The organism is Mycobacterium sp. E2989 (assembly GCF_001667595.1).
GTDB lineage: Bacteria > Actinomycetota > Actinomycetes > Mycobacteriales > Mycobacteriaceae > Mycobacterium.
The window spans coordinates 50,365-68,760 of the sequence record NZ_LZJX01000051.1 but is presented as its reverse complement, the minus strand read 5'-3'; the positions used below and the strand labels follow the sequence as shown (position 1 = coordinate 68,760).

The window sequence follows — 18,396 nt, the reverse complement described above, 5'->3', positions numbered from 1 at the left end:
AGTGCCCGTCTCACAGCGACAATTCGGCGACGAGGTGGGCCGAAGGGTGTGGAGGCCGATGGGCCAATGTGACCGCAAGCCGGTCAGCGGGGGAGGCCGATCGTAAGCTCTATGTCGTGAGCATTCCGAACGTCCTGGCCGCCCGGTACGCCAGCGCGGAGATGGTCGCGATCTGGTCGCCGGAGGCCAAGGTGGTCGCGGAGCGCCGGCTGTGGCTCGCGCTGTTGCGGGCCCAGGCGGAACTCGGGATCGACGTGCCGTCGGAGGCCATCGCCGACTACGAGCGGGTGCTCGAGGACGTCGATCTCGCCTCGATCGCCGGGCGCGAACGGGTGCTGCGCCACGACGTCAAGGCCCGCATCGAAGAGTTCAACGCCCTGGCCGGTCACGAGCACGTGCACAAGGGGATGACCAGCCGCGACCTCACCGAGAACGTGGAGCAGCTGCAGATCCGGCGGTCCATGGAATTGGTGTTCTCCCATGGCATTGCGGTGGTGGCGCGGCTCGCCGAGCGCGCGGTCGCCTACCGCGACCTGGTGATGGCCGGACGCAGCCACAACGTCGCCGCGCAGGCCACCACGTTGGGCAAGCGGTTCGCGTCGGCCGCGCAAGAGACGCTTGTCGCTCTCACCCGGCTGCGCGAGTTGATCGACCGCTACCCGCTGCGCGGCATCAAGGGCCCGATGGGCACCGCGCAGGACATGCTGGACCTGCTGGACGGCGACACGGCCAAACTGGCCGAACTCGAGCGGCGGGTCGCCCAATTCCTCGGTTTCGCAACGGTTTTGACCAGCGTCGGGCAGGTCTATCCGCGTTCGCTGGACCACGACGTGCTTTCCGCCCTGGTGCAGCTCGGCGCCGGGCCGTCGTCGATGGCCCACACCATCCGGCTGATGGCCGGGCATGAACTCGTCACCGAGGGGTTCGCGGAGGGCCAGGTCGGGTCGTCGGCGATGCCGCACAAGATGAACACGCGCAGCTGCGAGCGGGTCAACGGGCTTCAGGTGGTGCTGCGCGGCTACGCCTCGATGGCCGCCGAGCTGGCCGGCGCCCAGTGGAACGAGGGCGACGTGTTCTGCTCGGTGGTGCGCCGAGTCGCCTTGCCGGACAGCTTCTTTGCCATCGACGGTCAGATCGAGACGTTCCTGACCGTGCTCGACGAATTCGGCGCCTACCCCGCGGTGATCACCCGCGAGTTGGACCGCTACCTGCCGTTTTTGGCCACCACCAAGGTGCTCATGGCCGCGGTGCGGGCGGGCGTCGGGCGCGAGGCGGCGCACCATGTGATCCGCGAACACGCGGTCGCGACCGCCCTGGCCATGCGGGAACACGGCGCGGAACCCGATCTCTTGGACCGGTTGGCCGCCGATGAGCGGCTGCCGCTGGACCGGGCCGCCCTGGATGCCGCGCTGGCCGACAAGAAGGCGTTCATCGGCGCCGCCGGTGACCAGGTGGACGAGGTGGCCGCGATGGTCGACGCGCTGGTGAGCCGCTACCCGGACGCCGCCAAGTACGCCCCGGGTGCGATCCTGTGACCCTCGCCGGCGCGCTCGCGGGGATCGACTTCACCGATCTCGACAACTTCGCCAACGGCTTTCCGCACGACCTGTTCGCCATCCACCGCCGCGAGGCGCCCGTGTACTGGCACGAGCCCACCGACAACACGCCGGACGGCGAGGGCTTCTGGTCCGTCGCCACCTACGCGGAAACGCTTGAGGTACTGAAGGATCCGGCGACGTATTCCTCGGTCACCGGCGGGGCCCGGCCGTACGGTGGCACGCTGCTGCAGGACCTGGCCATCGCGGGCCAGGTGCTCAACATGATGGACGACCCGCGTCACTCGCAGATCCGCCGACTGGTCAGCTCCGGGCTGACGCCGCGAATGATCCGGCTGGTGGAAGACGATCTGCGGGCGCGGGCGCGTCGACTGCTGGACGCGGTGGTGCCCGGCGAGCCGTTCGACTTCCTGGTCGACATCGCCGCCGAGCTGCCCATGCAGATGATTTGCATCCTGCTGGGAGTGCCTGAGTCCGAACGTCATTGGCTGTTCGAGGCCATCGAGCCCCAGTTCGATTTCGGTGGTTCACGCAAGGCGTCCCTTTCTCAGCTATCCGTCGAAGAGGCCGGGTCGCGGATGTACTCCTACGGCCAGCAGTTGATCGCGGCGAAACGGGCGGAGCCGACCGACGACATGCTGTCAGTCGTGGCCAACGCGATGGTCGACGATCCGGATGCGCCATCGCTTTCGGATCTCGAGCTCTACCTGTTCTTCAGCCTGCTGTTCAGCGCCGGCGCGGAGACGACGCGCAACGCGGTCGCCGGGGGGCTGCTGGCGCTGGCCGGCCATCCGGAGCAACTTCGGGCGCTGCGTGCCGATCTCGATTCGCTGCCGACGGCCGTCGAGGAGATCGTGCGGTGGACGTCGCCGTCGCCGTCCAAGCGGCGGACCGCCACGCGCAACGCCACGCTCGGTGGGCAGACCATCGAGGCGGGACAGAAGGTTCAGGTCTGGGAGGGCTCCGCGAATCGTGACGCCGGCGTGTTCGAGCGCGCCGACGAGTTCGACATCAACCGAAAGCCCAACCCGCATCTGGGTTTTGGACAGGGCGTGCACTACTGCCTGGGCGCCAACCTGGCACGACTGGAACTGCGTGTGCTCTACGAGGAGTTGTTCTCCCGGTTCGGTGCGGTGCGGGTTGTCCGGCCCGTCGAATGGGCCCGCAGCAATCGGCATACCGGCATTCGGCACCTGGTGGTGGAACTCGTCGAGGGGCGGTGACGATCCGACGCGCCGATGTCGCGCCGACACCGGACATCTTCGCCGCGGTGATGGCGACCGGGATCTTGTCGATCGCCGCGCGCAACCACCGCTACAGCTGGATCAGCGACGCGCTGGGCGTGCTCGCCACCGTCGGCCTGGTTTTGCTGGTGGCCGTGGTGGCCGTTTTCGTCGGGCGCCGCGGGGTGCGCTGGGATCTGAAGGATCCCGACGTCACCCTTCGGTTGTTCACCTTCGTCGCCGCGTGCGCGGTGATCGACACCCGCTTGTCGTCGAACGTGTGGGTGGTGCGGGTGCTCGGCGCGGTGGGCTTGTGCTCATGGCTGGTGTTGATCGGGCTCAGCGCGCGAAACATGCTGGCGTGTCGGTTCACGGCGCTGCGTGACCAAGCACATGGGGCGTGGGAACTGGCCAGCGTGGGAACGTCCGGGTTGGCCATCGTGATCGCGTGGGCGGCCGCTCACACCGGCCATCGCTGGTGGCTGGCCGTTGCCGTGCTGCTCTGGGTGGGGGCGATCGGCATCTACGCATTGATGACCTGGCTGATGCTCTGGCGGGTCGCCAACGAGCGGCAGGACCGCGACGGGTTCGAGCCCGACAGCTGGATCCTGATGGGCGGCATGGCGATTGCGACCCTGGCCGGTGACAACATCGGATCGCTGGCCCCCGCGTGGCTTGCCGGGCCGGTGCGGGCCGCCACGATCGTCACGTGGGTGGTGGCCACCCTGTGGATACCGCCGCTGATCTACTTCGGCCTGCAGCGGATCAGCCGGCGCCCCAGCATGCTGCATTTCGCCGGCGTCTGGTGGGCGTTCGTGTTCCCGTTGGGCATGTATTCCGCCGCCAGTTATGCCATGGCCGTCGAAGTCGGTCAGCGGTCGTTGCTCACGGTCTCGCTGGTTTTCTTCTGGGATGCGTTGGCGGCGTGGCTGGTTGTCGCCGCCGCCGGGCTGCTGCTGCTCGGGCGCGCGGCCTTACCGTCCGCCGATCGAGATGCCGGCCGCCCGTAGCTCGAGCGCGGCCAGCGCCCGGATGGTGACCGGATCTTCGCGCCGCCACCCACCGACCGGGTCCGCGCCGACCGCGGCGAGTTGTCCCGGCGGCCGGTTCGTCAACGCCCGCAGGGCAAGCAGCTGCTCGCCGGCCGGGGTGGCGGCCAGCGCCGTAACCGTCAACTTGCGCCGAAAGAACCGCAGCCGCAGCAGAAGCCACGGCACGTCCGCCACGAGGATCGGGACGGCGGCGATGGCCATCGCCAGCAGGATCGCCAGCCAGCTCGCGGTCGAGTCCAGGTCATGGCCCGCGCCCGCCAGGTCGAGCGCGGCCTGGCTGGCGGAGTTGAGCGGCTTGCTGACGGCGTCGCCCACCACGGGAATGTGCTGGGCGCCGTGCCCGGCGGAGGCCAGGTTGCCGGCGATGCCGTGCGCGCCGCTCTCCACCTGACGACCCGCCTCGGCGATCGTCGAGACGGCGTCGTAGACGGCCAAGCCGACGAGCAGCCAGAGCGCCGTCCATGCGGTGATGGCGAAGTCGCTGAGCAGCTGGGCCATCAGCCGGCCCGGCCGGGTGGAGTAGGGCAAGAACCGCGGTGTCATGTTTTCGATCCCAGCACAGCTCCCGACACAAGTCCCGCTTCCAGGTGACCGATAGGCTGGCCCGATGCGCCCTGCACTGTCCGATTACCAGCACCTGGCCAGCGGCAAGGTCCGCGAGATTTATCGCGTCGACGACGATCACCTGCTGCTGGTGGCGACCGACCGGATATCGGCGTACGACTACGTCCTGGACAGCACGATCCCGGACAAGGGCCGCATCCTGACCGCGATGAGCGTCTTCTTCTTCGGTCTGGTCGACGCCCCCAATCACTTGGCCGGGCCGCCGGACGACCCGCGCATCCCGGAGGAGGTGCTGGGGCGCGGCCTGGTGGTGCGGCGGCTGGACATGCTGCCCGTGGAGTGCGTGGCGCGCGGTTACCTGACCGGGTCGGGGTTGCTCGACTATCAGGCGACCGGCAAGGTCTGCGGCATCACGCTGCCGCCGGGCCTGGTGGAGGCCAGCAAGTTCTCCGAACCGTTGTTCACGCCGGCAACCAAAGCCGCGCTGGGCGACCACGACGAGAACATCTCGTTCGACAGGGTGATCGAGTTGGTGGGCGGGGTGCGCGCCAACCAGCTGCGTGACCGCACGCTGCAGATCTACGTGCAGGCCGCCGATCACGCCCTGACGAAGGGAATCATCATCGCCGACACCAAGTTTGAGTTCGGCACCGACGCGCGCGGCAACCTGTTGCTGGCCGACGAGATCTTCACCCCGGACTCCTCGCGATACTGGCCCGCCGAGGACTACCGGGTCGGGGTGGTTCAGAAGAGTTTCGACAAGCAGTTCGTTCGCAACTGGCTCACCAGCCCCGAGTCCGGCTGGGACCGCCACGGCTCGCAACCACCACCGCCGCTACCCGAAAACATCATCGACGCCACCCGGGACCGCTATATCGATGCCTACGAACGCATTTCGGGTCTGCGCTTCGGCGACTGGATCGGCGCATGACGCAAACACCCGTACCGCCGGTCGCCAAGCGGCAGGAGACCCGCCGCGAGCACCATGGGGACGTCTTCATCGACCCCTATGAATGGTTGCGCGACAAGTCCAGCCCCGACGTCATCGCCTACCTCGAGGCGGAGAACGACTATGTCGACCAGATGACGGCTGATCTGGAACCGCTGCGCCAGAAGATCTTTGATGAGATCAAGGCGCGTACCAAGGAGACCGATCTTTCGGTTCCGACGCGGCAGGGCGACTGGTGGTACTACGCCCGCACGTTCGAGGGGAAGCAGTACCGGGTTCAGTGCCGTTGCCCGGTAAGCAATCCCGATGACTGGGATCCGCCGGTTCTGGAAGAGGACACCGAAATTCCCGGCGAGCAGATCCTGCTGGACTCCAACGCCGAGGCGCACGGCCACGAATTCTTCGCGCTCGGTGCCGCCACCGTGAGCCTGGACGGGAATCTGTTGGCGTATTCCGTCGACACCGTCGGCGACGAACGCTACACGCTGCGCTTCAAGGACTTGCGCACCGGCGAGGTGTATCCGGACGAGATCGCCGACATCGGGGCGGGTGCGACCTGGGCGGCCGACAATCGGACCGTCTACTACCTGACCCTGGATGCGGCCCACCGGCCGGACAAGGTCTGGCGCTACCGCGTCGGTTCGGGTGAACCATCGGAACTGGTGTATCACGAGGCGGACGAACGGTTTTGGCTCGGCGTGGGGCTGACTCGCAGCGAGGCCTACGTGTTCATCGCGTCGGGTTCCTCCATCACCTCGGAATTCCGGTACGCCGAAGCCGCGGATCCGCATGCGGCGTTCACCGTCGTGCTACCCCGGCGCGAGGGCATCGAGTACGCGGTCGAGCACGCTGTGGTCGGCGGCCAGGACCGGTTCTTGATCCTGCACAACGAGGACGCGGTGAACTTCACGTTGACCGAGGCGCCCGTCAGCGACCCCACCCGGCAGCGCACGCTCATCGGTCACCGCGACGACGTCCGGCTCGACGGCGTCGACGCCTTCGCCGGCCATCTGGTGGTCAGCTACCGGCGCGAGGCGTTGCCGCGGCTCCAGGTGTGGGACATCGACTCCGACGGCGAATACTCGGAGCCCGAGGAGATTACCTTCGACTCCGAGCTGATGTCGGCCGGCCTCGCCGGCAACCCGAACTGGGATGCGCCCAAGCTGCGGATCAGGGCGGGTTCGCTGGTTGTCCCGGCCCGGGTATACGACATCGACTTTGCCACCGGCGAACGCACGTTGCTGCGCGAGCAACCCGTGCTCGGCGGTTACAGCACCGCCGATTACGTGGAGCGGCGCGATTGGGCGACCGCGGACGACGGCACCCGAGTCCCGGTTTCCATCGTGTACCGCGCCGGCATCGAATTCCCGGCTCCTGCACTGCTTTACGGGTATGGAGCCTACGAAATCTGCACCGATCCGAGCTTCTCCATTGCGCGGCTGTCGCTGCTGGACCGGGGCATGGTGTTCGCCATCGCCCACGTCCGCGGCGGCGGTGAGATGGGGCGGCCGTGGTACGAGCACGGCAAGCTGTTGGAGAAGAAGAACACCTTCACCGACTTCGTGGCGGTGGCAAGGCATTTGGTGGACACCGGAGTCACCCGGCCGCATCAGCTGGTCGCGCTGGGTGGTAGCGCGGGGGGCTTGCTGATGGGGGCGGTCGCCAACCTGGCACCGGACCTCTTCGCGGGAATCCTCGCCCAGGTCCCGTTCGTCGATCCGCTGACCACCATCCTGGATCCTTCTTTGCCGCTGACCGTCACCGAATGGGACGAATGGGGAAACCCATTGCAGGACAAGGATGTCTATGCCTACATGAAGTCATATTCGCCCTACGAGAACGTCGAGGCCAAGCGGTATCCGGCCATCCTGGCGATGACCTCCCTGAACGACACCAGGGTCTACTACGTGGAGCCCGCGAAGTGGGTGGCGGCCCTGCGGCATGCCAACGCCGACGGCAGTCCGATCCTGCTGAAGACCCAGATGAACGCCGGGCACGGGGGAGTCAGCGGACGCTACAAGGCGTGGCAGGAGACCGCGTTCCAATACGCCTGGTTGCTAGCTGCCGCCGACGGCCACCACGGTGGCGGCGGCCAGGAAGACGATCTCGGCGGCGATCCGCAGGGGTAGCCGCGTCGTCATCGACTTGGGTGGGTCGGGCATTCCGGCCGCGTAGAGGTTGGCCGGAAACATGGCCAGCATCAACGCCAGCAGGCAGAGCGCGGCGGCGACGCGGGTGGCCGGCAACAACAGGCCCACGGCGCCGAGCAGCTCCAGCACTCCGGTGACGGTGACCAACAGGCCCGGCGCCGGCAAGCGGGGCGGCACGATGGCCACCAGGTCCGCCCGCATCGGTGGGGCGAAGTGCGCGATCCCGGTCAACACGAACATCGCGGCCAGGCCGACGGCTATCGCAGCGGTCCAGCTGTTGACATACGAAAGGCCGGCCCAGCCGATAAGGCGAGCGACGAGGCTGGCGGCTAACAGCACGATCAAGGGTGCCATCACACCCTCCTAATCTAGGCAGTGACAAGTTGTGGCTCCGTCAACGTATCGCGCCTATCTAGCCACTGTCAAGATTGGCCGGTATGCTGGTGACATGCCACGTTCGACCTACCATCACGGCGACCTGCGCGCTGTGATCCTGGCCGAGGCCGCCCGGCTGGTTGCCGAGCGGGGCGCGGACGGCCTGTCGCTGCGCGAACTGGCCCGGGGCGCGGGGGTGTCCCACGCCGCGCCCGCGCACCACTTCACCGACCGGCGGGGCCTGTTCACCGCGCTGGCGATCGAGGGTTTCCAGCTGCTAGCGGGTGCGCTGATCGAGGCGCGGGGCGACTTCGCCGACGCGGCCCTCGCCTACGTGCGCTTCGCCATCGATCACCCCGGCCATTACGAGGTCATGTTCGACAAGTCGCTGCTCGACGCGTCGAATGCCGAACTGATCGCCGCCGAGGCCGGCGCCGGGGCCGAACTCGCCCGCGGGGTGGCGAGGCTGGAGGATCCCGACGCTCAAGCCGATCCCACGGGCGCCCAGTTGGCGGCATGGTCGCTGGTGCACGGCTTCGCGACGCTCTGGATCAACGGTGCCGTCAGCGATCAGGTTCGAGCGGCCGACCCGGCGGACGCGGTGCGGCGCATCACCACGATGGTGTTCAAGGCGTAGGGCGCGTTACGCGTCGAGGGTCTGGATCATCGCCTTTTTCGGCAGGAACGCCGCCGGGATGATGGTCGACACGATCAGCACGACGGCCAGCACGAACACCACCGTGTAGGCGTGCGAAAGACCGTGGCTGACGACGCTCGCGAAATCGGGGTTGAGGCTTTGGCGCGGAATCGCCGACGGGTCGACCGGCACCCCGCGGTGGGTGGCGTCCTGCTGCAGCGCAGCCAGCTTGTTGGCCGCGAGGATGTGGTCGTTGCGGTTGAACTCGTTGGTGAGGATCACGGCCATCAGCGCCGCCCCGATCGAGCCGCCGACCTGCTGGTTGACCGTGATCAGCGTCGTCCCCCGGGCGACCTGGCTGGGCTTCAGCGCCTGCAGCACCGTCGAGGAGATCGGCGTCGTGGTGCAACCGATACCCATGCCCATGATCAACAACCCGGCGAACAGCATCGGGGTGTATTCGGCCTGTCGTGCGACCCCGAAGGTGAAGATTCCCAGGCCCAGCGCCATCAGCGGCAGCCCAAGCAGCACCACCTTGCCGGATCCGTGTTTGTCCGTGAACGCGCCGGCAAAGGGCAGCGTCAATACGGCGCCGATCCCCACCGGGACCATGCGCATTCCCGACTGCATCGGCGTCTCGTGCAGGACGAGCTGGAAGTAGCTGGGAAGAAGCACCCCGGTGCCCACGAAGGCGACGGAGAACACGAGCAAGGTGATGTTGGCGTGGGTGACCACGCGGTTCTTGAACAACCTCAAGTCGATGAGCGGATGGTCGGCGCGATACCAGGCGTGGAACGCGAACGCGACCATCAGCGCCAAGCCGAGGATCATCGGCCCTAGGACGTAGCTGTCGGCGATCGTCCGCCGCCCGGGGATGGACGACACCCCGGCCAGGAAAATTGCCGCGCCGGGCGACAGCAGCAAGAGCCCGACGACGTCGAGGGTTTCCGACCGAGCGGGGCGATCCTTCGGGAACATCACCGCCGCGAGGGCCACCGCTACCAGCCCGACCGGAATGTTGATCAAGAAGATCGACTTCCAGCCGTAAGCGCCTACCAGCCAGCCGCCCAAGACCGGCCCGCCGATGGGGCCGAGCAGGATGGGAATTCCCCCTACCGCCATCAGCCGGCCGACGCGTTTCGGGCCCGCCTCGTGGGTCAAGATGACGAAGCTCAGGGGCACCACCATGCCGCCCCCGATGCCCTGCAGCACCCTGAAGATGATGAGCAGCAAGATGTTTGGCGCCAGCGCGCAGAGCAGTGAGCCGGCGGTGAACGCCAGAACCGACCCCATGAAGAGCCGTTTGGTGCCGAAGCGGTCGGCCGCCCACCCCATCAAGGGGATCACCGTGGCGAAAGCCAGCATGTAGCCGGCGATCGTCCAGGACACGATGGCCTGGGTCGAGTTGAACTGCGCGATGAACGTGCGTTGCGCGACGGCCACGGCGGTGTTGTCCATGATCGCCATCACGCAGGCCAGGCCGCACACGCCGGCGATCTTGAGCAACTTCGCGTCGAGCTTGTCGGGGTATTCGCGGGCGTCCGAGTCCGGTTGCACCGGGACACCGGGCAAAGGCACACGGGAAGCCGCGCTAAGTGGCTTCTCCGTGGCGTCGCTCAACATGTCGGTACCATATCGAGATTGTTCCCGCCGCCACCGGCTTTTATGCTTATTCGCTTTTCGGCTCCTTTTACACTTTTGCCGCCAGCGCCGGCTCAGGTTCTCAGCTCGACCGACGAATCCGTACCCGTGAGCTGTTTGGAAAACGACCCGAGACCCTTGCACCGATCGTCGTAGCGATCGGCGGCGGCGCCCCCCGAAGCAACGGCCCGCGCTACCCGCTTGATGTTTGCGCGTGCTTCACCATACCCGCTTCGAGTGCCCGCGCCGGTGAGTTCGCCGGCGCGATCGGAAGTTGGCGGCGCTATCCCGCCACTGTCTGGGTTGCCGGCTGCTTCGGAAGAAACGACGCCGGGATAAACGTGGTCAACACCAAGACGACCGCCACCACGAATACCGCCGTGTACGCGTGGGCGAGGTCGTGCAGCAGGTGGGCCGAGAAGTCGGGGGCCAGTGTCTGCCGCGGAACGGCCGCGGTATCGACCGGGAGGTTGAGGCGGGCGGCGCTCTCCTGCAACGCCGCCAGTTTGTTCGCGGCGACGATGTTGTCACTCCGGATGAACTGGTTGGTCAGGATCATCGACATCAGCGCGGTGCCCATCGAGCCGCCCACCTGATGGCTGACGCTCATCAGCGTCGTTCCGCGGGCGATCTGGTGGGGGGCGAGCGCCTGCACCGCCGCGACGGACAGCGGCATCATGGTGCAACCCATGCCAAGGCCCATGATCGTCAGCGCGACGAGCAACGTGGGCGCGTAGTTGGCCTGCTTGGCGACGCCGACCGCGAAGGTGCCCAGGCCGGCAGTGATCAGCACGATGCCGACCAGCACGATCTTGCCCGGCCCCTGCCGGTCGACCAACGGCCCTGTCAGCCGCATCGTCAGCATGGCGCCGAGCCCCTGGGGAATCATGTGCACGCCCGCCTGCATCGGCGTCAGGTGCAGCGCCTGCTGGAAGTAGCTGGGCAGCAGCAGGGCGGCACCGAAGAAAGCGAGGGCGAACACCACCATCGCGATGTTGGCGTGGGTGAGCACCGGGTTGCGGAACAGGCGCAGGTCGATCAGGGGGTGATCGGCCCGGCGCCACGCGTGCGCGACGAAGGCGGCGATCAAGGCCAGGCCGGCGGCCGCGGGTATCAACACGTGGCGGTCGGCGACGGTGCCGCGGTACGGGACGGACGACACCGCGAACAGGAAGGTGGCCAGGCCGGGGGACAGCAGCAGGACCCCGACCACGTCGAACGTCTCCGACCGCGCCGGGTGGTCCCGGGGAAAGACGACCGCGGCGAGAACGATGGTGAGGACTCCGATCGGCAGGTTGATCAGGAAAATCCACCGCCAGCTCGACGTGCCGATGAGCCAGCCGCCCAGGATGGGGCCGCCGATCGGCGCCAGCAGCATCGGGATGCTCAGGATCGACATCAGTCGGCCTAGCCGCCGGGGACCCGCTTCGCGGGTCATGATCATGAAACCCAGCGGCAGCAGCATGCCGCCGCCGATGCCCTGCACTGCCCGAAAGACGATGAGCTGCAGGACGTTCGAGGCCAGCGCGCACAGCAGGGAGCCCAGTGTGAAGGCCAGCACGGAGCCCATGAAGAGCCGTTTGGTGCCGAAGCGATCGGCCGCCCACCCGGTGACCGGGATGACCGTGGCCAACGCCAGGGTGTAGCCGGTCATGGTCCAGGCGACGACGGCCTGCGAGGAGGCGAACTGGTCGATGAAGGTGCGTTGCGCGACGCTGACGACGGTGACGTCGATGATCGCCATGACGGTGGCCAGGATGCACACGCCGGATATCCGCAACAGTCCGGCGTCGAGCTTGTCGGGATAGTCCCGCTCGCCCGCACCCAGCTGCGGGGCGGGGACGTAGGGCAGCGGGGTGTCGGCCGCTGCGTACGGGGCCTGATCCATGGCGTTGCTTAGCATATCGAACCGATCGCATTCCCCGACCTCTGGGAACCGTTTGCTGTGCCTTAGGGCGGGTACCGATATACGCCTGCCGTCTGCGTGTCCTTCACCATTCCGACACCTGAGATCGTCAAACTGCGGGTGTGGCTGGAAAATTGATCGTCTCGGTCTCGGGGATAGGCGAACGCACCCTCGGTGACGTCGAGGCGTTCTGCGCGCAAATGGATGCCCGCAACGTCCCGGTGTCGCTGTTGGTGGCTCCCCGGCTCAGCGGTGACTACCGCCTCGACCGCGACCCGGGCACCGTCGAATGGCTGACCAACCGGCGATCGGCCGGCGACGCCATCGTGCTGCACGGCTACGACGACGCGGCCACCAAGAAGCGCCGCGGCGAATTCGCCATCCTTCGGGCCCACGAGGCCAACCTGCGGCTGATGGCCGCCGACCGGGTGCTCGAGCACCTTGGGCTGCGCACCCGGCTGTTCGCCGCGCCTGGCTGGGTGGTGTCCCCAGGCGTCGTCAAGGCGTTGCCGGACAACGGCTTTCGGCTTCTGGCCGACCTGCACGGGATCACCGACCTGGTTCGGCACAGCACCGTGCGTTCCCGCGTGCTCGGCATCGGGGAGGGCTTTCTCACCGAACCGTGGTGGTGCCGCATGGTGGTGCTGTCCGCCGAACGGATCGCCCGCCGCGGCGGCGTGGTGCGGGTCGCCGTTGCCGCCCGCCACCTGCGCAAACCGGGCCCGCTGCAGGCGATGGTGGACGCCGTCGATCTGTCGTTGATGCACGGCTGCGCACCGACGGTGTACCGCTGGGTGCGCGACAAGGCGATCCTCGACGCGGCCTGACGAAGCGTCCCCTCGAGCCCGCGGGCTCGGGCACTACCCTGGTCCGACATGAGCGATTCTTCGGCCGCGGTGTTCGGCGCCGACGCCATCATCGTCGGAGCCGGACTCGCGGGGTTGGTGGCGGCGTGTGAACTGGTGGACCGCGGGCTCCGGGTGCTGATTCTCGACCAGGAGAACAGCGCGAACCTGGGCGGGCAGGCCTTTTGGTCGTTCGGCGGCCTGTTCTTCGTCGACAGCCCCGAGCAGCGCCGGCTGGGCATCCGGGACAGCCACGAACTCGCCCTGCAGGACTGGCTGGGCACCGCGGCGTTCGATCGGCCCGAGGACTATTGGCCGCGTCAATGGGCGCACGCCTACGTCGATTTCGCGGCGGGCGAGAAGCGCCGTTGGCTGAGCGACCGGGGGCTCAAGATTTTTCCGCTGGTCGGCTGGGCCGAGCGCGGCGGTTACGACGCGCAGGGGCATGGCAATTCGGTGCCACGCTTCCACATCACCTGGGGGACCGGCCCCGCGCTGGTCGAGATCTTCGCCCGTCAGTTGCGGGACCGCTCGACGGTGCGCTTCGCGCACCGCCACCAGGTCGACGAGCTGATCGTCGAGGGTGGGGCGGTGACGGGCGTCCGGGGCACCGTGCTGGAGCCCTCGGCCGCTCCCCGGGGGGTGCCTTCCTCACGAACGGCGTTGGGGCAGTTCGAGTTCCGTGCGCCCGCGGTGGTCGTCACCAGCGGGGGCATCGGCGGCAACCACGAGCTGGTGCGCAAGAATTGGCCCAAGCGGATGGGCCGCATTCCCGAGCAGTTGCTCAGTGGTGTGCCCGCGCACGTCGACGGCAGGATGATCGGCATCTCGCAGCGTGCCGGCGCGCGGGTGATCAATCCCGACCGGATGTGGCATTACACCGAGGGCATCACGAACTACGACCCGATCTGGCCGCTGCATGGAATTCGCATCATTCCCGGGCCGTCGTCGCTGTGGCTCGACGCGACCGGCAAGCGGTTGCCGGTGCCGTTGTACCCCGGCTTCGATACCCTTGGCACACTGGAGCACATCACCAAATCCGGGTTCGACTACACGTGGTTTGTGCTGAACGCCAGGATCATCGAGAAGGAGTTCGCGCTGTCCGGGCAGGAGCAGAACCCGGATCTGACCGGGCGCAGCGTGCTCGAGTTGCTGCGCAACCGTGCCCGCTCTGGCCCCCCGGGGCCGGTGCAGGCGTTCGTCGACCGCGGAGCGGACTTCGTCAGCGCAAAATCGTTGCGGGAGTTGGTGACCGCGATGAACAAGCTGCCGGGCGTGTCGCCGCTGGACTACGCCACCGTCGAGGGGGAGGTGACCGCCCGCGACCGCGAGGTGGCCAACAAGTACAGCAAGGACGGCCAGATCACCGCGATCCGCGCCGCGCGCGGGTATCTGGGCGACCGGCTGGGCCGGGTCGTGGCCCCGCACCGGCTGACCGATCCGAAGGCGGGGCCGATGATCGCGGTCAAGTTGCACATCCTGACCCGAAAAACGTTGGGCGGCATAGAAACCGACCTGGCCGCCCGCGTGCTGAAGGCCGACGGCACGCCGCTGGCCGGGTTGTACGCCGCCGGCGAGGTGGCCGGGTTCGGCGGCGGCGGCGTGCACGGCTACCGCGCCCTGGAGGGTACCTTTCTGGGCGGGTGCATCTTCTCCGGGCGGGCCGCGGGGCGCGGCGTCGCCGACGACATCGCCTAGCCGCTTGTGTCTGCTCGCGCTAGAAGGTGACCGCGTCCTCTTCGGGCAGTACCTGAAAGTCGGTGGTGGTCATCTCGGTCAGCCGGCCGTAGTAGATGCCCCGCGCGTCCGGGGCGATGATCCCTTGGTGGATGGGCACGGCGCGCTCGGGTGCCACCGCTCGCAGGTAGTCGACGGCCTCGGAGATCTTCATCCACGGGGCGGCCGCGGGCGTAGCCAAAACGTCCACCGGCTCGTCGGGCACGAACAGCGCATCACCGGGATGCATCAGCCGGGCGCGATGGCCGCCGTCGCCCACGAGAAACGAAATGTTCTCTATCACAGGGATTTCCGGGTGGATGACGGCGTGTTTTCCGCCGACTGCGCGCACCGTCAGCTCGCCGATCTGTAGCTCGTCGCCCACGTGCACCGCCTGGCACGGCGCGCCCAGCTGGGCGGTGGTTTGCGGATCGGCGTACAGGGCGGCGCCCGGATTGCCCTCGAGAAGGGCCGGCAGGCGGGCGACGTCGACGTGGTCGGGGTGCTGATGGGTGATCAGGATGGCCGACAGCCCCGTTATGCCCTCGAAGCCGTGCGCGAAGGTTCCCGGATCGAAGAGCACGCGCGTGTGGTCAAATTCTGCAAGTAGACAGGAGTGGCCGAAATGCGTCAGTTGCATGTTTACGATTGTGCCCTGACGGGAGAGTGATGCCGATGCGGGTGATCCTGGCGGCCATGGTGGTGGTCGGCGGCCTCGCGTTCGCTTTCATCGTCGTGGTGCCCGCGCATGCCGAGCCCCAGGCCTGCCCACCCGTGTGCGACCAGATCCCCGACTCCGCGTGGATCCCGCGCCGCGCCATTCCGCTGGACGCGGTCTACGGCTGGCCCGCGCTGGCGAACGTGGCGGTGCAGGTGACCGGGGCGACGCCCGGCCCGCGATTCCGGTTCGAGGAGCTCTGTTCCGCACCCCCGGTGCCGCGCGACCCCCGCGACTCGGCGGTCGTGGCCCGCGCCACGGTGGCCCACCCGGACGGTCAGTGGCAGCTGCAGGCGCAGATCCTGCACTGGCGCGGCGACACGGCCAACGGCGGCGCCATCGCGGCGTCGGTATTCAGCAATGCCGTCGCCACGCTGCGCACCTGCCAGCAACGGGCGCCGCTGCAGTCACCATCGATCACCAGCGACGACACGACTCGGATGGCGGGCGTGATCAGCGGACCCGTGGTCATGCACACCTACCTGGTCGCCCACCCGGCGAGCAGCACGATCAGCGAACTGACCCTCTGGTCGTCGGGTCCGCCGCAGGTCCCGTGGCCGGCGATGGCCGACGACCCGGTGCTGAACGCCATGACCGCACCCCTGTGTGACGCCTACATTGCCTCGTGCCCGTAACGGCCGAGCTGCGGTTTCGCCGGTAGAGTTGGCCCGGAAACAAACCTGAGGAGGAGCGCCGGTGGGCCGGGTAGTCGTTCACGTGATGCCCAAAGCGGAGATTCTCGACCCGCAGGGTCAGGCGATTGTCGGCGCCCTGGGCCGACTCGGTCATCCGGGGATCTCAGATGTCAGGCAGGGCAAGAGATTCGAACTAGAGGTGGACGACACGGTTGACGACTCGGCGCTGGCCGAGATAGCGGAATCGCTGTTGGCGAACACCGTGATCGAAGACTGGACGATCAGCCGGGAGAAGCAGTGACGGCACGAATCGGCATCATCACCTTCCCCGGGACCCTGGACGACGTCGACGCCGCGCGCGCGGCACGCCGTGTCGGCGCCGAGGCGGTCAGCCTGTGGCACGCCGACGCCGACCTCAAGGGCGTTGACGCCGTGGTGGTGCCCGGCGGCTTCTCCTATGGCGATTACCTGCGGGCCGGCGCCATCGCCCGCTTCGCGCCCGTGATGGGCGAGGTGGTGGCCGCCGCCCATCGGGGCATGCCAGTGTTGGGCATTTGCAACGGATTTCAGGTGCTCTGCGAGGCCGGATTGCTGCCCGGCGCCTTGACCCGCAACGTGGGTTTGCACTTTGTCTGCCGTGACGTGTGGCTGCGGGTGGCGTCCACCTCGACGGCGTGGACGTCGCGCTTCGAACCCGACGCGGACCTGCTGGTGCCGTTGAAGTCCGGCGAGGGCCGCTACGTCGCCCCCGCCGACGTGGTCGAGGAACTAGAGGGCGAAGGCCGGGTGGTGTTCCGCTACCACGAGAACATCAACGGCTCGCTGCACGAAATCGCGGGCGTCAGTTCCGCCAACGGCCGCGTCGTCGGGCTGATGCCCCATCCCGAGCACGCCATCGAGGCGTTGACGGGGCCCTCCGACGACGGCCTGGGCCTGTTCTATTCGGTGCTGGACGCCGCCCTTTCGGTCTAGGCGCGGATTCCCGCGGCGGCCCGCAACTCGGCGAACGCCGCGCTGATGGCATCCGTGGCCTCGTGCGGGTCGTCGAAGGTCCGGTCGTCGGTGAGCACGGCCACGCCCAACTGGTCGACGTAGCTCCACACGGTGATGTTGACCGGGGCGCCCGGTGAGAGCACGCCGGTCGAGTAGATCTCGCTGACCGCGGCGCCGCCGAAATGTCCCCGCTCGCGCGGTCCGACCACGCTGGAGACCGCGACGTTCATCAACTTGTTCGGGGCGTCGCGCCGACCCAGCCAGCGGAAGGCCGCCGGGGCGACCGCGGTCGGCAGGTAACCCATCATCCGGCCGTAGAGCTGCGGGCCCAGGATCTCGTGGTCTTCCTTGGCAATTCGGGTCGCCAGCGCCACCAGTCGGGCCCGCTCGGCGGGATCATCGATGTGCACCGGCAACGAGATCATCAGACCGCTGATCTCGTTGCCGGTGATCCGGTCCGACTTGTCCGTGGCCGTCGGCACCGACGCGATGAGCGGCCGGTCCGCGGTGCCGTCGTAGGCCAGCAACAGCGTCCGCAGGCCGCCGGCCGCCATCGCCAGAATTGCGTCGTTGACGGTGATTCCCAGCGCCTTGGCCGTGGCCTTCACGTCGGCGAGTGGCAGTGTGGCGCTGGCGAATCGACGCTGGGGCGACACCACGTGGTTCAGGAACGTCGGTGGGGCGTCGAACGCGTCGGCCAGATCCGGGTGGGTCCCGCGTTCCTTGGAGCGCCGGCGCACCCGCGCCATTCCGACCGCTGCGTCCCGAATCAGACCCGGCAGTTCGGTGATCTGCCGAACATGGTCCCGCGCGGCGGCCCGCAACAGGTCGGCCCGCGAGGCGGTGACGCCCGCTTCGTCGTTCTCACGTTCGTCGGTCGGGGCGTCCTCGAGATCCATCGCGCGCGCCAGCAGGTTGACCGATGCCACCCCGTCGGCCAGCGCGTGATGAACCTTGCCCACCAAGGCGAACCGCCCGCCGGCGAGTCCCTCGGCGAAGTGAAACTCCCAGAGCGGGCGGTCGCGGTCGAGCGGCGTCGAGGCGATCCGGCCGATCACCTCGTCGAGTTCTCGACGGCCGCCCGGCGCGGGCACCTGCACCCGGCGCAGGTGGTAGTCGAGGTCGACCTCGCAGTCCTCCTGCCACATCGGGTGATGCAGCTGCCAGGGAATGTCAACGAGCTTGTAGCGCAACGGCTCCAGCAGGTGCAGCCGGCGGCGCACGTGACCGCGGAACGCCTCGAAACCGAACTCCGAATCACCGGGGTCGATGACGGCCACTTTCAATGTGTGCGTGTGCAGGTTGGGCGTCTCGCTGTAGAGCAGCATGGCGTCCATGCCATTGAGTCTTTTCACGCGCCACCTCTCCCCGCCGGCGCTGGAATCAGCTTGTGGTGTGGAGGCTTTCGCATGGCGTGCAGGCCCGGGCCATCGGTG

Annotated in this window: 16 protein-coding genes and 1 pseudogene; 11 read left to right on the top strand and 6 right to left on the bottom strand. The window is 67.9% G+C overall.

The window, feature by feature from the left end; all coding sequences use genetic code 11:
- Window positions 1–116 precede the first annotated feature (116 nt).
- From purB to A5680_RS10135, 3 genes are read left to right on the top strand one after another with little or no spacing between them, the layout of a single operon-like run.
- A complete protein-coding gene (gene purB, locus A5680_RS10145) occupies window positions 117–1,535 on the top strand; it encodes an adenylosuccinate lyase (protein WP_067818849.1) in 1,419 nt (472 codons plus the stop codon).
- Window positions 1,532–2,779, top strand: coding sequence for a cytochrome P450 (locus tag A5680_RS10140; RefSeq protein ID WP_055401736.1), 1,248 nt, complete (start codon window positions 1,532–1,534; stop codon window positions 2,777–2,779). Before purB ends, A5680_RS10140 begins: the two co-directional genes overlap by 4 nt.
- Window positions 2,776–3,789, top strand: coding sequence for a tellurite resistance/C4-dicarboxylate transporter family protein (locus A5680_RS10135; RefSeq protein WP_067818846.1), 1,014 nt, complete (start codon window positions 2,776–2,778; stop codon window positions 3,787–3,789). The genes A5680_RS10140 and A5680_RS10135 overlap by 4 nt, the downstream gene beginning before the upstream one ends.
- Here the strand turns inward: A5680_RS10135 and A5680_RS10130 are convergent.
- The gene (locus A5680_RS10130; protein WP_067818843.1) at window positions 3,754–4,374 is read right to left on the bottom strand and encodes a hypothetical protein; all 621 of its coding nucleotides are present in this window, start codon (window positions 4,372–4,374) and stop codon (window positions 3,754–3,756) included. The two genes, A5680_RS10135 and A5680_RS10130, sit on opposite strands and share 36 nt — an antisense overlap.
- A gap of 64 nt (window positions 4,375–4,438) precedes the next feature.
- On the opposite strand from A5680_RS10130, the gene A5680_RS10125 reads away from it, so the two are divergent.
- Both A5680_RS10125 and A5680_RS10120 read left to right on the top strand, forming a co-directional pair.
- Window positions 4,439–5,326: a phosphoribosylaminoimidazolesuccinocarboxamide synthase gene (locus A5680_RS10125; RefSeq protein WP_055401742.1), complete on the top strand. Its 888-nt coding sequence runs from the start codon at window positions 4,439–4,441 to the stop codon at window positions 5,324–5,326.
- A complete protein-coding gene (locus A5680_RS10120; protein WP_067818841.1) occupies window positions 5,323–7,473 on the top strand; it encodes a S9 family peptidase in 2,151 nt (716 codons plus the stop codon). The genes A5680_RS10125 and A5680_RS10120 overlap by 4 nt, the downstream gene beginning before the upstream one ends.
- On the opposite strand, the gene A5680_RS10115 is transcribed toward A5680_RS10120, so the two are convergent.
- Complete coding sequence (locus tag A5680_RS10115; RefSeq protein ID WP_055401746.1) at window positions 7,402–7,848, bottom strand: DoxX family protein; 447 nt, start codon at window positions 7,846–7,848, stop codon at window positions 7,402–7,404. The two genes, A5680_RS10120 and A5680_RS10115, sit on opposite strands and share 72 nt — an antisense overlap.
- A gap of 94 nt (window positions 7,849–7,942) precedes the next feature.
- Between A5680_RS10115 and A5680_RS10110 the strand changes: the two genes are divergently transcribed.
- Complete coding sequence (locus A5680_RS10110) at window positions 7,943–8,506, top strand: TetR/AcrR family transcriptional regulator (protein WP_055401748.1); 564 nt, start codon at window positions 7,943–7,945, stop codon at window positions 8,504–8,506.
- 6 nt (window positions 8,507–8,512) lie between these two features.
- Here A5680_RS10110 and A5680_RS10105 read toward each other — a convergent pair whose 3' ends face one another.
- Both A5680_RS10105 and A5680_RS10100 read right to left on the bottom strand, forming a co-directional pair.
- Complete coding sequence (locus A5680_RS10105; RefSeq protein ID WP_055401750.1) at window positions 8,513–10,129, bottom strand: DHA2 family efflux MFS transporter permease subunit; 1,617 nt, start codon at window positions 10,127–10,129, stop codon at window positions 8,513–8,515.
- Window positions 10,130–10,430: 301 nt separating this feature from the next.
- A complete protein-coding gene (locus A5680_RS10100) occupies window positions 10,431–12,050 on the bottom strand; it encodes a DHA2 family efflux MFS transporter permease subunit (protein ID WP_055401752.1) in 1,620 nt (539 codons plus the stop codon).
- Between the two features lie 125 nt (window positions 12,051–12,175).
- Here A5680_RS10100 and A5680_RS10095 point away from each other — a divergent pair, with 125 nt between their 5' ends.
- A complete protein-coding gene (locus A5680_RS10095; protein ID WP_055401754.1) occupies window positions 12,176–12,880 on the top strand; it encodes a DUF2334 domain-containing protein in 705 nt (234 codons plus the stop codon).
- Window positions 12,881–12,928: 48 nt separating this feature from the next.
- The gene (locus tag A5680_RS10090; RefSeq protein ID WP_067818838.1) at window positions 12,929–14,596 is read left to right on the top strand and encodes an FAD-binding dehydrogenase; all 1,668 of its coding nucleotides are present in this window, start codon (window positions 12,929–12,931) and stop codon (window positions 14,594–14,596) included.
- Between the two features lie 19 nt (window positions 14,597–14,615).
- On the opposite strand, the gene A5680_RS10085 is transcribed toward A5680_RS10090, so the two are convergent.
- On the bottom strand, window positions 14,616–15,254 hold the full coding sequence (locus A5680_RS10085; RefSeq protein WP_055401758.1) for an MBL fold metallo-hydrolase: 639 nt from the start codon (window positions 15,252–15,254) through the stop codon (window positions 14,616–14,618).
- On the opposite strand from A5680_RS10085, the pseudogene A5680_RS10080 reads away from it, so the two are divergent.
- The 3 genes and pseudogenes from A5680_RS10080 to purQ all read left to right on the top strand — a co-directional run bounded on the left by A5680_RS10080 (window position 15,231) and on the right by purQ (window position 16,939).
- Window positions 15,231–15,967, top strand: a pseudogene (locus A5680_RS10080) (ATPase). The gene A5680_RS10085 and the pseudogene A5680_RS10080 overlap by 24 nt on opposite strands.
- Window positions 15,968–16,028: 61 nt before the next feature.
- Window positions 16,029–16,268 (top strand): phosphoribosylformylglycinamidine synthase subunit PurS, encoded by a 240-nt coding sequence (gene purS, locus A5680_RS10075; RefSeq protein ID WP_055401763.1) that lies wholly within the window; start codon window positions 16,029–16,031, stop codon window positions 16,266–16,268.
- Entirely contained in the window at window positions 16,265–16,939 is a 675-nt protein-coding gene (gene purQ / locus A5680_RS10070; RefSeq protein ID WP_067818833.1) for a phosphoribosylformylglycinamidine synthase subunit PurQ, read from the top strand. Before purS ends, purQ begins: the two co-directional genes overlap by 4 nt.
- On the opposite strand, the gene A5680_RS10065 is transcribed toward purQ, so the two are convergent.
- Window positions 16,936–18,315, bottom strand: coding sequence for a wax ester/triacylglycerol synthase family O-acyltransferase (locus A5680_RS10065; protein ID WP_197499764.1), 1,380 nt, complete (start codon window positions 18,313–18,315; stop codon window positions 16,936–16,938). The two genes, purQ and A5680_RS10065, sit on opposite strands and share 4 nt — an antisense overlap.
- Window positions 18,316–18,396: the final 81 nt, after the last annotated feature.

What these genes read in the sequence shown, in the direction of transcription:
- A5680_RS10130 (WP_067818843.1), bottom strand. Translation starts at nt 4,374, where the DNA reads ATGACACCGCGGTTCTTGCCCTACTCCACCCGGCCGGGCCGGCTGATG.
- A5680_RS10125 (WP_055401742.1), top strand. Translation starts at nt 4,439, where the DNA reads ATGCGCCCTGCACTGTCCGATTACCAGCACCTGGCCAGCGGCAAGGTC.
- A5680_RS10120 (WP_067818841.1), top strand. Translation starts at nt 5,323, where the DNA reads ATGACGCAAACACCCGTACCGCCGGTCGCCAAGCGGCAGGAGACCCGC.
- A5680_RS10115 (WP_055401746.1), bottom strand. Translation starts at nt 7,848, where the DNA reads ATGGCACCCTTGATCGTGCTGTTAGCCGCCAGCCTCGTCGCTCGCCTT.
- A5680_RS10110 (WP_055401748.1), top strand. Translation starts at nt 7,943, where the DNA reads ATGCCACGTTCGACCTACCATCACGGCGACCTGCGCGCTGTGATCCTG.
- A5680_RS10105 (WP_055401750.1), bottom strand. Translation starts at nt 10,129, where the DNA reads ATGTTGAGCGACGCCACGGAGAAGCCACTTAGCGCGGCTTCCCGTGTG.
- A5680_RS10100 (WP_055401752.1), bottom strand. Translation starts at nt 12,050, where the DNA reads ATGCTAAGCAACGCCATGGATCAGGCCCCGTACGCAGCGGCCGACACC.
- A5680_RS10090 (WP_067818838.1), top strand. Translation starts at nt 12,929, where the DNA reads ATGAGCGATTCTTCGGCCGCGGTGTTCGGCGCCGACGCCATCATCGTC.
- A5680_RS10085 (WP_055401758.1), bottom strand. Translation starts at nt 15,254, where the DNA reads ATGCAACTGACGCATTTCGGCCACTCCTGTCTACTTGCAGAATTTGAC.